The following is a 13657-nucleotide window of genomic DNA, read 5'->3' on the forward strand; positions in this document are numbered from 1 at the left end:
TCCGTAAAACATTACAGGAGCTTATCCATCGCTTCCACAAGTTCTTTGACCGCATTGCAGGAGATGTCGAAGAGCTTCTGCTCTTCAGCATCCAGGTCCATCTGAACAATGGACTCAATGCCCTTGGAGCCAAGAACGACGGGGACACCAACGTAGAAGCCGTTCACGCCGTACTCGCCTTCCAGCAGAGCACACACGGGCAGCAGACGCTTCTGGTCGCCCAGGATCGCCTCGACCATGGCGATGGCAGAGGAAGCGGGAGAGTAGAACGCGGAGCCATTGCCCAGCAGCTTGACCACTTCGCCACCGGCACCTTTGGTGCGCTCGACCATGGCAGTCATCACTTCTTCCACTTTACGCATGTCGCCGTTGTACTTTTTCTTCAGCAGTTCATAAACGGGGATACCGTTGACGTTGGCATAGCGCTTGATGGGCACCATGGTGTCGCCGTGTCCACCCAGAACCATAGCGTTTACGTCTTTGACGGAAACACCCAGCTCCCACGCGATAAAGCAGGAGAAACGGGCAGAGTCAAGGACACCCGCCATACCCATGACGCGCTCCTTGGGGAAGCCGGTGATGCGCTGGCACAGGGTAACCATGGCGTCCAGAGGGTTGGAGATGACGATGACAAATGCATTGGGGGCATACTGCTTGATGCCTTCAGAAACCTGCTTCATGATCTTGGCGTTGGTTGACAGCAGGTCGTCGCGACTCATACCGGGCTTGCGGGGCAGGCCAGCGGTAACGATAACCACATCGGAACCGGCAATGTCTTTGTAGTCACTGGTTCCCTTGAGGTCGGCATCGAAGCCATCAACGCGGTTTGCCTCGGCAAGGTCAAGCATCTTGCCCTGGGGCATTCCCTCAACGATGTCAAACATGACAACGTCGCCGAGCTCACGCAGGGCGCACAGTTGGGCGAGTACGCCGCCAATCTGGCCGCCACCGATAAGAGCGATCTTCTTACGAGCCATTTTCCACTCTCCTTGGAATAGAATTTTCATCTGGATATTACTTACACCTTTTACGCAAGTGAGTCCACTATAGCGTTAAAAGTTGCACTAGGACGCATAGCTTTGGTGGTCTTCTGGGCATCGGGGTGGAAGTAGCCACCGATATCCATGGGCTTGCCCTGGGCACCGATCAGCTCTTCGTTGATCTTGGCTTCATTGTCCTTGAGCTGCTTGGCAACAGGAGCGAAGCGGGCCTGCAGATCTTTGTCGGCGGTCTGAGCGGCCAGTTCCTCTGCCCAGTAGAGCGCCAGGTAGAAGTGGCTGCCACGGTTATCTATCTGACCAACCTTGCGGGCAGGCGACTTCTCGTTTTCGAGAATCTTGCCGACAGCTTTATCCAGGGTGTCTGCCAGAACTTTTGCCTTGGCGTTGTTGAAGGCCGTCGCCACATGCTCCAGGGAAGGTACCAGGGCGCAGAACTCACCCAGAGAATCCCAGCGCAGGTAGCCTTCTTTCACAAACTGCTGGACGTGCTTGGGAGCAGACCCGCCGGCACCGGTCTCAAAGAGGCCGCCGCCATTGAGCAGGGGTACGATGGAGAGCATCTTGGCGCTGGTACCAAGCTCAATAATCGGGAAGAGATCGGTCAGGTAGTCACGCAGAACGTTACCGGTGACAGAGATAGTGTCAAGGCCCTTACGGAAACGTTCCAGAGAGTAGCGCATGGCATCGCGAGGAGCCAGGATCTCAATGGTCAGCCCAGTGGTGTCGTGATCCTTGAGGTACTTCTCCACCTTCTGAATCAACTGCGCATCATGGGCGCGATTCTTATCAAGCCAGAAGACCGCAGGAGCACCGGAAGCCTTGGCGCGGGTCACGGCAAGCTTTACCCAATCCTGGATGGGCAGATCCTTGACCTGGCACATTCTGAAAATATCGTCCTTTTCAACCTTCTGCTCAAGCACAACCTTGCCGGACTCGTCCACCACGCGGATAGTTCCGTTGCCGGGGGCTTCGAAGGTCTTGTCATGTGAGCCATACTCTTCGGCCTTCTGAGCCATCAGGCCGACGTTGGAAACACTGCCGATTTTAGTGGGGTCATAAGCGCCATTCTTCTGGCAGTCCTCAACCATTTCCTGATACATGGTAGCGTAGCAGCGGTCGGGGATCATGGCGATACAGTCGTGCAGATCGTCATCGGGGCCCCACATCTTGCCGCCGTCACGGATGACGACAGGCATGGAAGCGTCGACAATGATATCGTTCGGAACGTGCAGGTTGGTGATGCCCTTGCTGGAATCAACCATGGCGAGTTCACAGTTGGTCTTGTAGGTAGCCATCAGGTCAGCTTCAATTTCCTTGCGCTTGGCCTCGGGCAGACTCTTCATCTTCTCGTAGAGATCACCGATACCGTAGTTGGGGTTGAAGCCCAGCTCCTTGATGGTGGCAGCGTGCTTTTCCAGGGCGTCCTTGTAGAACACGGAAACACAGTGACCGAACATGATGGGATCGGAAATCTTCATCATGGTGGCCTTCAGGTGCAAGGAGAGCAGTACGCCGTCCTTTTTCGCTTCCTGGATCTGCTCGGCAAAAAACGCGCGCAGGGCAGCCACGTTCATATGGGTGCTGTCGATCACTTCGCCAGCCTGCAGGGCGACTTTTTCCTTGAGCACTTTGCTGGAGCCATCGGCGCCAACAAACTCAATTTTCACGCTGGTGGCAGCGGAAACAGTCGTGGCCGTTTCATGGGCGTAAAAGTCGCCGCCAGCCATGTGGGCCACGCGGGTTTTGGAACCTGCAGGCCAGGGCTTCATGAATTTATGGGGGTTGATCTGGGCGAATTTTTTCACGGAAGCTGCGGCACGGCGATCGGAGTTCCCTTCACGCAGTACAGGATTCACGGCACTGCCCAGAACCTTGCTATACTGCTCCTGAATCTTCTTCTCTTCGTCGTTTTTGGGATTGGCGGGGTAGTCGGGAACCTTGTAGCCCTGAGACTGCAGTTCCTTGATGGCGTCCTGCAGCTGGGGAATAGAGGCGCTGATATTGGGAAGTTTTATGATATTGGCTTCAGGTGTTTTGGCCACTTCGCCCATTTGGCTCAGGTAGTCGGGAATTCTCTGGCCTTCTGTCAGATACTCCGGAAAGTTGGCGAGAATCCTGCCGGCAAGAGAGATATCCCAGGCCTCAACTTCAATGCCCGTGCCCTTGGTAAACGCACGCACAACGGGAAGCAGCGAGTAAGACGCGAGGGCTGGTGCCTCGTCAATTTCCGTCCAAATAATCTTCGATGTTGCCATGTTTTCTCCTTAAAAGGTAAGTCTTCACATACAGTATACTGTATACAATCCACTAAATAAAAAAACGTCTCAGGGAAAGTGTATACCGTTTTGCAGGCGGAAGTGTCAAGTAAAAAGATGTTTGTTTTTCATGGACATAGGGGAGAATACCCCTGAAAAAAAAGGAACTTCCGCCAGCAAATGACCGCCTTTTACAAGGCCCGGCGAGTACCAGTGGCATCCCGAAACAAAGTTTCCATTTCACAGCCCACGCCACCACATCTCTTCCACCAGTCAGTGTCATTTCTTGAGTGCGCAAAGGTTACCAGACACCTCCGGCATACACCGGTTACGGGAAAAAGTGCCCCATGACGTCGCCATAATTCAACCAGAAACGGGGAGCAATACGCCAGCGTCCCTGCGCGCACGCTTCCAGGCAGGCAGCCCATGGGCCCGCCAGCTTCTGCCTCCACGCAGGATACAATTCCTCCAGCACAGCGCCCTCGACGCCATCTGCCGTTCGCATCCCAAGCATGATCCGCTCCCGCAGCAGCTCACTGGCACCGATATACTCCTCAATGCATACCGCAGGCAATCCGTCCTGCTCACAAAATACCCGCAGATCTTCGGGAACGCGATAGCGCACAGACCCGGAAAAGCCGACAGCGCCAGCACCAAGAGCCACATAGGGCAAGCCGCTCCAGTAAAGGCTGTTATGCTGAGAGCGCCGCCCAGGACGGGCAAAGTTGGCGATTTCATACCACTCAAAACCCCTGGCGACAAGGGCGTCGCGAGCGTGACTGAAGGAGTCATGCTGAAAATCACCATCCAGCTCTGCCGACAGGGGATGACCCGCTTCAAGACTCAACATGTAGACAGAGACATGATCCACAAACTCAAAGGAGGCGAGGTCCAGGAGTACCTGGTCCACAGGCGCACCAGGTACTCCGGCCATAAAGTCTACCGCTACCTCCAGTCCAAGCCGCTGCCCTGCGCGCAGAACCGCCGGAAAGTCCGACGCCATTCGATGCCGCCGCCCAAGCAACTCAAGAACGCGCGGCTCCATCGACTGCACGCCAACACTCACCCGCGTAACATGGGCTGCCCGCAGTTCCCTCAGACAGGCCACATCAACATCAGGATTGCACTCAACGGTCACCTCCATGGGCAGACAGCCAAGACGCTGCTTCAGAATATGTGTTACGGAAGCAAAGAAGGATGGCGGCAGGAGCGAGGGGGTGCCACCACCGAAATAGAGGGTGTAAGGAGGGGAAAGGGCACCGAAATCAACCTGTGTCAGCTGATGGATCAGCGCCCTGACATAGGACTCGCGGGTGCCGCCATCGGCCACCGCGGAATAGAAGGAACAGTAGGCGCACTTGCTGCTGCAAAAGGGCACATGCAGATAAACGCCAAACTTCGCCGTTGTCATTTACTGGGTGAGCTGTCGGATCATCTGCTCAGCCAGTGGCAGTACGGGGTGATCGGGGAACATGTTTGCCGTGTAGTTCAGCACATCCAGTGCTTCGGCATACTTGCCCTGTCGCTCAAGAGCGAAGCCCTTTTTCAGATAGGCATCGGGGGTTTTACTGCCATCGGGATACTGGCGCGTCACCCGGTCAAAGTATTCAAAGGCGCTCACATAATCATTCTGGGCGTAATAAATTTCGCCAATCCAGTAGAGGGAATTATCGGCCAGGTTGGAGGTGGGGAAGTTTTTAAATACCTGATCAAAAGCAATAAGCGCCTGGGGAAACTCGCCAATACGGTAGAAATTCATGGCCTGGTCATACAGGGGAGAGGGATCAGAGCTGTAGTCCTCAAATTCAAACTCCACTACGGGGGCCACGGGACGGGTTTGCTGGGGCTTCGGCGCAGCAGGACCAGTGGACGGCTTCGCCTCCTTGGTTGACTTCTTTTCTTCCTCAGCCTTTTCCCTGGCTTCTTCAGCTGCGGCTTCAGCTTCAGCGGCTTTCCTCAACTGCTGCACCTGCTGACGCAGCTGGGCATTCTGGGTCTTTAACTCAGTCATATCCTGATTCGCCGTCGTAGCCATGGAGCGCAGATATTCAACATTCACTGTCAGATTGTTGAGCTGCTGACGAAGGGCCGCGTTTTCATGGGCCAGGTTCTGGTTCACACGGTGCAGATTGCCCACATCCATGCGCAACTGATCCACCTGCACCTGCAAAGGTACCGAATGGGAAGTCGCGGGCTCCTCTGCGCCGCCACGCAGTGCCGCGCAACCCGTCATGGCAGTAACCAGCAGACCTCCACCTATCAAAAAAGCCAGAAAACGCATTCTCTTCTCCATGGCATAACTCCCCGATATACTGAGTGCTGCAAAGACTTTATCAGATTCCATCACGCATTCAAACGATTTTCTCCTATGCGTATCGGCAGGCCAGGCCAAAATCTTCAGTTCCACCATGTTTTCACCCGTGGAAAATCCCCATCACGCGAAACTCTCGCCAGGCGACAATAGAGAACACTCAGGTTCCGCATCTTACCGCCTTGAATTAAGACATCACTATAATAATATTTACCATGCAACAACAGTGTTAATCTTGCATACTTAGCTCATCTGATATTTCTCTTTTCGTTTCGTAACCATTCACGGCTACCCTGCGTTTTTTTCAGCAGGAGCGCCAGTATTCCGAGAGCGAGCCCGGATGGCGAGCGGCAGAGACGGAGGTCCTCGGACGAAAGTGAGCGTCTCTGGGAGGAATGCTGGCGCGAGTACCAACACACACTTCGTTTCTAGATATTGTCCTTTTTGACCGCGCAAAAATGCGCCCCCCGAACGCCCGTTTTTCCGGCTCGCCTGACCCCTGCCTCCCTGCAGCGCTGCCGGACCACTCACTTCCTGTGAGTGTCCTGTTCAGGTCTTGCCAGCCAGGCTTCACACTCACCGGACGGGCTCAGGGGGGAACGGCCTGCTTCTGTCTTTCCCCCGTGGGCTGGCCCAGCCAGAACGCAAAGACTGGAACGCTATGGACCCGCAGGGTTGACGCCACGAGGGCGGCAACCGCAAACCAAAAGCCACGGAGGGCGGTTGTTTGCGGTCCACAGTTCCAGGCAAGCGGGCGGCTGATAAGGACAGCACTGGGGGTCGCTTTTGCGCCACTTTTGGCGACCCAAAAGTGGCAAAAGAAACTCACAAACAAGATGAGGGCAAATGTCAAGCGACGCCGTCTGTGCAGAACCATTTCGGCCATCCAACTATGGTATTCAGGTCGGCGCCGACAACCTGCCGCTTCGGGGGTGCGAAACTTCAGATGAAGGTAATGTCAAGAGACGCAGCCTGAGCAGAGCTATTTCCGCCATTCCAGCATGACATCAGTGTCGGCGCCGATAACCTGCCGTTTCGGGGTGCGAACGTTGAGATAGAACTTGAAATATCTGCATTATAAGAAAAAACAGAATCTCTAGTATTTCGCTTGAAATTATAGTTTCTCCTTGACATTTTCCGGAGCGCCCCCTATCCTCTGCCCACTTGACGTCTTTATCAAGAGTGGCGGAGGGACAGGCCCGCAGATGCCACAGCAACCATCCTGGCACCGCCAGTGCAGGGGATCGGTGCTAATTCCTGGCCATAGGCACTATGGCGAAGATGAGGACGGTGCCGGTTTTTTTGCCCAAAACCCCACCTACTCATCCCCAAACCACCCAAAGGGGGATGAATCCATGACCACACAGCAGCTTTCCACCCAGACTATCCACATTGGCGTCGGTAAAGACAGCGCCACTGGTGCCATCAGCTACCCCATTTACCCCAGCGCCACCTACCGCCATCCCGCTGTCGGCCAGAGCACCGGCTTCGACTACACCCGCTCCGGCAACCCCACCCGCAACACCCTGGAAGCAGGACTGGCAAACCTGGAAGGCGGCGCCCGCGCCCTGACCTTTGCCTCAGGCATGGCCGCCCTGACCACACTCTTTCTGCACTTCAAAAGCGGTGACCATGTCATCGCCTCCCAGGACATCTACGGCGGAACCTACCGCCTGCTGAGCATGGTCCTCAATAACCTGGGCATCAGCGCCACCTACGTGGACACCACCGATGCCAGCGCGGTCAGTGCCGCCATCACACCCGCCACCCGTGCCCTGCTGGTGGAAACTCCCGGCAATCCCCTCATGGGCATCAGCGACCTGGAAGCCCTGGGAAAAATCTGCCAGCAGCACCAGATTCTCTTTCTGGTGGACAACACCTTTATGACCCCCCTGCTGCAAAAGCCCTTCGCCTTTGGCGCCGACGTGGTCATCCACAGCGGCACCAAGTACCTGGGCGGCCATAACGACCTGTGCTCTGGCGTATTGGTGGCACGCACCGCCGAAATGGGCGAACGACTCTACTTCCTGCAGAATTCCACCGGCGCCATCCTGCCCCCCCAGGACAGCTGGCTGCTGCTGCGCAGCCTGAAAACACTGCACCTGCGCATGGAGCGCCACTGCCACAACGCCCTGCAGGTTGCCCAGTGGCTGCAGCAGCACCCCAACGTCCAGACCGTCTACTATCCCGGCCTGGCAAGCCACCCCGGCCACACCCTTGCCAGACGCCAGGCCAGCGACTTCGGCGGCATGCTCTCCTTCCGCGTGAAGGACAAAAACATTGCCCACAACACCCTCGCCCGCTTACAACTGATCAGCTTCGCCGAAAGCCTGGGCGGCGTGGAAAGCCTCATGACCCTCCCCGCCATCCAGACCCACGGCGACATCCCCGAACCGGAGCGCCTGAGACTGGGCATTGACGAATGCCTGCTGCGCCTCTCCGTCGGGGTGGAGGATGTACGGGATATTATCGCCGACCTCAAGCAAGCATTAAACCAATAAAAATGACCTCACACAAAGGCCACAGACACCAAGGAAAGACCGCGAGAAGCATGGCTATTTCCATGCTCTCCCCCTGAGCCCGTCCGGTGAGTGTGAAGTCTGGCTGGCAAGACCCGCACGGGACACCTGCAGGAAGCAGGTGGTCCGGCAGAGCTGCAGGGATGCAGCGTCTGCCGGATCTCCAGTCCAGGCGAGCAAACGAACCGGATAAACGGGCGTTGGGGGCGCGTTTTTGGATACTTTTTGCGCGGTCAAAAAGTATCATGCTCAATGACAAATTCTAAAATTACTCATACTTTGCATCAACCTTGCATACACGAACAACCGAGACCCGCTCTCGACAGGAGGCCATATGCCAGCACCCCATCATCCCCATAAACCCGCCACCCTCCTCGTTCACCAGGCCGTCGACCGCGACCCCCACACCGGCGCCTCCGCCGTGCCTATCTATCAGGCGTCCACCTTCCACCACCCCGGCGGTGAGTGCGGACAATACGAGTACAGCCGGGGCGCCAATCCCACCCGCGAGAACGTGGAGCAGACCATCGCCCTGCTGGAGGGCGGCATCCAGGGCTTTGCCACCAGCTCCGGCATGGCAGCCATCGGCGTTGCCCTGAGCCTTCTGCACAGTGGCGACCACCTTATCGTCCCCAGCGATCTCTACGGCGGCACCTACCGCTACGTCACCAGCGTCCTGCCCCAGCAGGGCATCCAGTGTTCTTTTGTCAATACCGCGGATCTCGAAGCGCTGAAAGCGGCCCTGCAGCCCAACACCAGAGGTATTCTGCTGGAAACGCCCTCCAACCCCCTCTTCACCATCGCCGATATCCGCGCTGTGGCAGAGCTGGCCAGAGAGAGAAATATTCTCACCTTTATCGACAACACCTTTATGACGCCCCTGTTGCAACGGCCCATTCCCCTGGGCATCGATGTGGTCATCCACAGCGCCACCAAGTTCCTGGGCGGCCACAGCGACCTGCTGGCCGGGCTGGTAACCACCGCCGACCCCGAGCTGGCCAAAGCCCTCAAGCGCTTCCATAATTCCTTCGGAGCTGTGCTCTCCCCCTTTGACAGCTTCCTGCTGGCGCGGGGCATGAAGACCCTCAAAATCCGCCTGGAGACCGCCCAGAGCAATGCCGGCGACCTGGCTCTGCGTCTGCAGCAGCACCCCAGCGTGTCAAAAGTGTATTACCCCGGCCTCAGCGACTTTGCCCAGGCCGATACCCACTTCCGTCAGGCCAATGGCCCCGGTGCCGTACTCGCCTTTGAACTCGCATCATCGGATCAGGTAAAGGCCCTTCTGCGCAAACTGCAGCTGCCCATCATCGCCCCCAGCCTCGGTGGCGTGGAAACCATCGTCACCCACTGTTGGAGCATGTCCCACGCCGCCATACCCGCCGAGGTCAAGAAGGAAATGGGCATTTCGCCCACCCTGATCCGCCTGTGTGCTGGCATTGAAGATGTGGATGACCTGTGGCATGATCTGGAGCAGGCACTGCACACCCCAGGCAGCTGAAAAACGCCTCTGTGCCTGCTGGTCAATACAGCGTGAAGAGTTACAGCAGGCTTTCCTTTGCGCGAAAAATCCGTTACAAGTTCTTCCCATGAAAACCCCGTTGCGCTTCATCATACTGCTGCTGAGCGTTGTCATGCTGAGCCAGCCTCAGCTGGCGCGGGCCTGCGCGCTCTGCTCCGCCTTTGACGGCGTGGTCTTCCCGCGCTTTCACCTGGAAATGGATGACGACGTTCTGCAGGCGATCCAGGTCACCTGGCGCTTTTCCCCCTCCTTCACCGAAGTCCTGCGCCACCTCAGCAGCGAAGCATCCGACGCCAACCAGGCACGGCAGAGGCTCCTGCACGCCTTTGAAGCCGACATCGTCCCCTACGAATACCTCACCCGCATTACCATCAACAGCCAGCCGTTTCCGGTGCGCGCCGTGGAAAATTCTCACTTCACCTTTGAGGGGGATGTTTCCGCATACCACTTTACGATCCCCATCCATATGCCCGTCAGCGGTGAACTCAGCCTGGAACTGGAATTCTTCGATCCCCGCCGCTTTCTGGGCTTTTTCTTCCGCCCCGAGGGACTCAGCCACACCATTCCCGAAAATTACGGCGTTGAGCACAACCTGAATTCCTACCCCCATACGCTGGTGTTGCGCATCGCCCCGGGCATTGCCAGCACAGAAACGGAAGTTGCCGTCACGCGCGACGACTCCCCGGCGGGCTGGTACGACCGGATGCTCGACTCCCTGCGCCAGACACTGCGCATGGCCAGCGAAACCATTCAGTCCCATATGCGCGCCATCCGCGACGAAGGCAGCGTGGCGGCGGCTCTCTCCCTGATCATCTTCTCCTTTTTCTACGGCCTGCTCCACGCAGCCGGCCCTGGCCATGGCAAAAGTCTGGTGGCCTCCTATTTCCTCGCGGGACACCACAACTACGCCAAGGCGGCCTCCATGGCCCTGTTCATCGGCATCGTCCACGTCTTTTCGGCGTTCATCTTCACCTTTTTCCTGCTGCACCTGCTGAACATGCTGCTGACCACGGCCCTCCACCAAACCACCAACCTGCTGACCCCCGTTTCCGGTGCCATCATCATACTGATCGCAGCACACCTGGCCTACACCCGCCTGCGAGCCCGCTGGAAAGTCCGGCAGCAAAACAGCTCCGGTTACCCTCAACCCCACCATGGCCTGCACCAGGGCCATGCCTGTGGCTGCTCCTCCTGCAGTGGTGGAGGACGCACTTCCGACGCCATGCTGGTGATTTCGGCAGGTATTGTGCCCTGTCCCGGCACCATCACCATTTTCCTCTTCGCCCTCTCCATGGGCCTGTACACCATTGGTTTCCTGGCCGCCGCCGCCATGAGCCTGGGCATGGGAATTATTATTTTCGCGGCGGCAGCCCTGAGCATCATTGCCAGAAATGTGCTCAGCCATGCCTTCCAGCCCCTGGCCACCTTCGTGGAATATACCAGTATCATCTGCATAGCCCTGCTGGGAGTGCTGCTGATACTGAGCAGCATGGGCTGAATCTGTCACGACAGTCCACGGAATTAGTGGTGCGAAACTTTACCACTTGCTCTATACTCACGCACAACGGTTCGCAAAATGAACCATGTTGCTTTTGCCACGGTCACTTACCTTATCTCAGGAGGCCTTATGGACAAACCAGCCTATAATTACGACATTGTCCGCAGCTATACCCACTGGAGTATTCTGTGGGGGGTAGTCGCCATTCTGGTTGGCATACTGATTTCCTTCCAGTTCGTCTTGCCCCAGCTCAACTTCGCCCCATATTTCACCTACGGACGCCTGCGACCCATTCACACCAATGGCGCCCTGCTGGGCTGGACCCTGTGTGCCATCTTCGCCCTCTATTTTTATATGGTACAGCGCCTGTGCCGCGTCCCCATCTGGAGTGAAAAGCTGGCTCGCATCCAGCTGTGGCTCTTCAACAGCATTATCATCCTGGGCGTCGTTACCCTGCTGCTTGGCTTCAACTCCACCAAGGAGTACCACGAGCTGGAGTGGCCCCTGGATATCCTTGTGGTCGTCATGTGGGTGATGTTCGCCGTGAACATCTTTATGACCATTTTCAAGCGCAAAGAAGAGCAGATGTACGTGAGCCTGTGGTTCATGATGGCCTCCATCGTGGCCATCGCCATACTCTATATCGTCAACGGCCTGGCCGTTCCCGCTTCCCTGTTCAAGTCCTACTCGGTCTTTGCGGGAACCAACGATGCCAATGTGCAGTGGTGGTATGGCCATAACATGGTAGCCATGCTGCTGACAGCACCACCCCTGGCCGTCTTCTACTACTTTCTGCCAAAATCCACCGGTGTGCCCATCTACAGCCACCGCCTCTCCATTATCGCCTTCTGGAGCCTGATCTTCATGTACCTGTGGACCGGTGCCCACCACCTGCTGTGGACCCCCGTTCCCGACTGGGTACAGACGCTGGCCATCGCCTTCTCCATCATGCTCATCGCGCCTTCGTGGGCCTCGGTCATTAACGGTTATCTCTCCATGAATGGCCAGTGGCAGCAGATGCGCACCAACTACCTGGTGAAATTCTTTATCCTGGGCATCACCTTCTATGGCCTGCAGACCCTGCAGGGGCCCATGCAGGCCATCCGCTCCTTCTCGGGCTTCATCCACTATACCGAATGGGTGCCTGGCCACGTCCATATGGGCGCCCTGGGCTGGGTCTCCCTGGTGATGTTCGGCGCCATCTACTATCTGGCCCCCAAGCTCTACGGTCGCGAACTCTACAGCATTCCCCTGGCCAACGCCCACTTCTGGCTGGTGCTCGTCGGACAGCTCATCTACTCGGTCAGCCTGTGGATCGCCGGGCTGCAGCAGGCATCCATGTGGCACAGCATCAACGCCGACGGCAGCCTGACCTACACCTTCTCGGAAACCGTGGCCGCCATGTACCCCTACTGGTGGGTACGCGCCGTCAGTGGCGTCATCTACCTGGCCGGCGTCATCCTCTTCGTCTACAACCTCGTCATGACCGCGCGGGGGCCGCGTGAGACGGTTCACGCCACCAACCTTGCCGGAAAGGAGGCCTGAGATGTGGGAAAAGAAACCACTGCTCTTCCTGATTCTGGCCACCATGACCATCCTGGTGGGTACCATCGTCACCATGGTGCTGCCTTTCTTCTGGGTAAACACCGAAGCCGACCGCATTGAAACCGTCACCCCCTACAGCCCGCTGGAGCAGGCCGGCAGGGACATCTATATCCGCGAAGGCTGCAACAACTGTCACACCCAGACTGTCCGTCCCCTGGTGGCCGAAGTGCTGCGCTACGGCGAATACTCAAAATCCGGTGAGTACATCTACGACCGTCCCCACCTGTGGGGCTCCCGCCGCACCGGGCCCGACCTGGCCCGGGTAGGTGGCAAGTATCCCGACGCCTGGCACTACCAGCACATGGCCGAACCCGCTTCCATGTTCCCCAGAACCAATATGCCCGCCTACCCCTTCCTGAGTGACCGCACGCTGAACCCCCGCAGCGTGGAGCGCAACATGCGCGCCCTGGGCCTGCCCTACACGGACGCGGAAATCGCCGCCCTGGAAGGCAAAACAGAAATGGACGCCATGGTTGCCTACATGCAGAAGCTGGGCACCGGCATTCCCTGGCGCGAAGCCGCCCGCACCACCTTCGTGGGCGAGTTGACCAACCCCTATAGCGGTGACGCCTCCGTCCTGCCAGAAGCCCGCCAGATCTACGCCCAGAACTGCGCCGCCTGCCATGGCGCCGAGCTGCAGGGAGGCATAGGCCCGGCCCTGCGCGGCGGTGGCAAAAGTGAAAGCCAGCTCTATGAAATCACCTACAACGGTATCATGGAAAAAGGCATGCCCGGCTACTCCCACCTGGGCTCCGACCGCGTCTGGAAGCTGATTACCCTGATGAAGGCCGAGTGATGATCTGGGGCAGCATTTTCTACCTGGCCACCACCTTCATCCTCTTTGGCATCTTTGTGGCCATCGTGGTGTACACTTACAGCCGCAAGAACCGCAAACGACTGGAAGACCCCAAGTACCGCATGCTCGACGACGAAGACAAGCAGGAGTGAA

10 protein-coding genes and 1 riboswitch are annotated in these 13657 nt (G+C 57.4%); of the genes, 6 read left to right on the forward strand and 4 right to left on the reverse strand.

The window, feature by feature from the left end:
• Nucleotides 1-11: 11 nt before the first annotated feature.
• From mdh to SELIN_RS11020, 4 genes are all read right to left on the reverse strand, one after another.
• Nucleotides 12-977 (reverse strand): malate dehydrogenase, encoded by a 966-nt coding sequence (gene mdh / locus SELIN_RS11005; protein ID WP_013506732.1) that lies wholly within the window; start codon nt 975-977, stop codon nt 12-14.
• Between the two features lie 50 nt (nt 978-1027).
• Complete coding sequence (locus tag SELIN_RS11010) at nt 1028-3256, reverse strand: NADP-dependent isocitrate dehydrogenase (RefSeq protein ID WP_013506733.1); 2229 nt, start codon at nt 3254-3256, stop codon at nt 1028-1030.
• Nucleotides 3257-3584: 328 nt separating this feature from the next.
• Nucleotides 3585-4667, reverse strand: a complete 1083-nt coding sequence (locus tag SELIN_RS11015) for a coproporphyrinogen-III oxidase family protein (RefSeq protein ID WP_013506734.1) — start codon at nt 4665-4667, stop codon at nt 3585-3587.
• Nucleotides 4668-5549, reverse strand: a complete 882-nt coding sequence (locus SELIN_RS11020; protein WP_013506735.1) for a tetratricopeptide repeat protein — start codon at nt 5547-5549, stop codon at nt 4668-4670. It lies immediately after the preceding gene.
• 1188 nt (nt 5550-6737) lie between these two features.
• A riboswitch (SAM riboswitch) is annotated at nt 6738-6855 on the forward strand.
• Between the two features lie 67 nt (nt 6856-6922).
• Here SELIN_RS11020 and SELIN_RS11030 point away from each other — a divergent pair.
• From SELIN_RS11030 to SELIN_RS14835, 6 genes are all read left to right on the forward strand, one after another.
• Complete coding sequence (locus SELIN_RS11030; RefSeq protein WP_013506737.1) at nt 6923-8068, forward strand: trans-sulfuration enzyme family protein; 1146 nt, start codon at nt 6923-6925, stop codon at nt 8066-8068.
• A gap of 352 nt (nt 8069-8420) precedes the next feature.
• A complete protein-coding gene (locus tag SELIN_RS11035; protein WP_013506738.1) occupies nt 8421-9584 on the forward strand; it encodes a trans-sulfuration enzyme family protein in 1164 nt (387 codons plus the stop codon).
• Nucleotides 9585-9672: 88 nt separating this feature from the next.
• Nucleotides 9673-11103 (forward strand): HoxN/HupN/NixA family nickel/cobalt transporter, encoded by a 1431-nt coding sequence (locus SELIN_RS11040; RefSeq protein ID WP_013506739.1) that lies wholly within the window; start codon nt 9673-9675, stop codon nt 11101-11103.
• A gap of 129 nt (nt 11104-11232) precedes the next feature.
• The gene (locus tag SELIN_RS11045; RefSeq protein WP_013506740.1) at nt 11233-12648 is read left to right on the forward strand and encodes a cbb3-type cytochrome c oxidase subunit I; all 1416 of its coding nucleotides are present in this window, start codon (nt 11233-11235) and stop codon (nt 12646-12648) included.
• 1 nt (nt 12649) lies between these two features.
• Entirely contained in the window at nt 12650-13504 is an 855-nt protein-coding gene (gene ccoO, locus SELIN_RS11050) for a cytochrome-c oxidase, cbb3-type subunit II (RefSeq protein ID WP_013506741.1), read from the forward strand.
• A complete protein-coding gene (locus tag SELIN_RS14835; RefSeq protein WP_013506742.1) occupies nt 13504-13656 on the forward strand; it encodes a cbb3-type cytochrome oxidase subunit 3 in 153 nt (50 codons plus the stop codon). Before ccoO ends, SELIN_RS14835 begins: the two co-directional genes overlap by 1 nt.
• The last annotated feature ends 1 nt before the right edge of the window (nt 13657 follow it).

This window comes from Desulfurispirillum indicum S5, from assembly GCF_000177635.2.
Taxonomy (GTDB): domain Bacteria; phylum Chrysiogenota; class Chrysiogenetes; order Chrysiogenales; family Chrysiogenaceae; genus Desulfurispirillum; species Desulfurispirillum indicum.

Coding starts and splice junctions, on each gene's coding strand:
- SELIN_RS11045 (WP_013506740.1), top strand. CDS start 11,233: ATGGACAAACCAGCCTATAATTACGACATTGTCCGCAGCTATACCCAC.
- mdh (WP_013506732.1), bottom strand. CDS start 977: ATGGCTCGTAAGAAGATCGCTCTTATCGGTGGCGGCCAGATTGGCGGC.
- SELIN_RS11015 (WP_013506734.1), bottom strand. CDS start 4,667: ATGACAACGGCGAAGTTTGGCGTTTATCTGCATGTGCCCTTTTGCAGC.
- SELIN_RS11020 (WP_013506735.1), bottom strand. CDS start 5,549: ATGGAGAAGAGAATGCGTTTTCTGGCTTTTTTGATAGGTGGAGGTCTG.
- SELIN_RS11030 (WP_013506737.1), top strand. CDS start 6,923: ATGACCACACAGCAGCTTTCCACCCAGACTATCCACATTGGCGTCGGT.
- SELIN_RS14835 (WP_013506742.1), top strand. CDS start 13,504: ATGATCTGGGGCAGCATTTTCTACCTGGCCACCACCTTCATCCTCTTT.
- SELIN_RS11040 (WP_013506739.1), top strand. CDS start 9,673: ATGAAAACCCCGTTGCGCTTCATCATACTGCTGCTGAGCGTTGTCATG.
- ccoO (WP_013506741.1), top strand. CDS start 12,650: ATGTGGGAAAAGAAACCACTGCTCTTCCTGATTCTGGCCACCATGACC.
- SELIN_RS11035 (WP_013506738.1), top strand. CDS start 8,421: ATGCCAGCACCCCATCATCCCCATAAACCCGCCACCCTCCTCGTTCAC.
- SELIN_RS11010 (WP_013506733.1), bottom strand. CDS start 3,256: ATGGCAACATCGAAGATTATTTGGACGGAAATTGACGAGGCACCAGCC.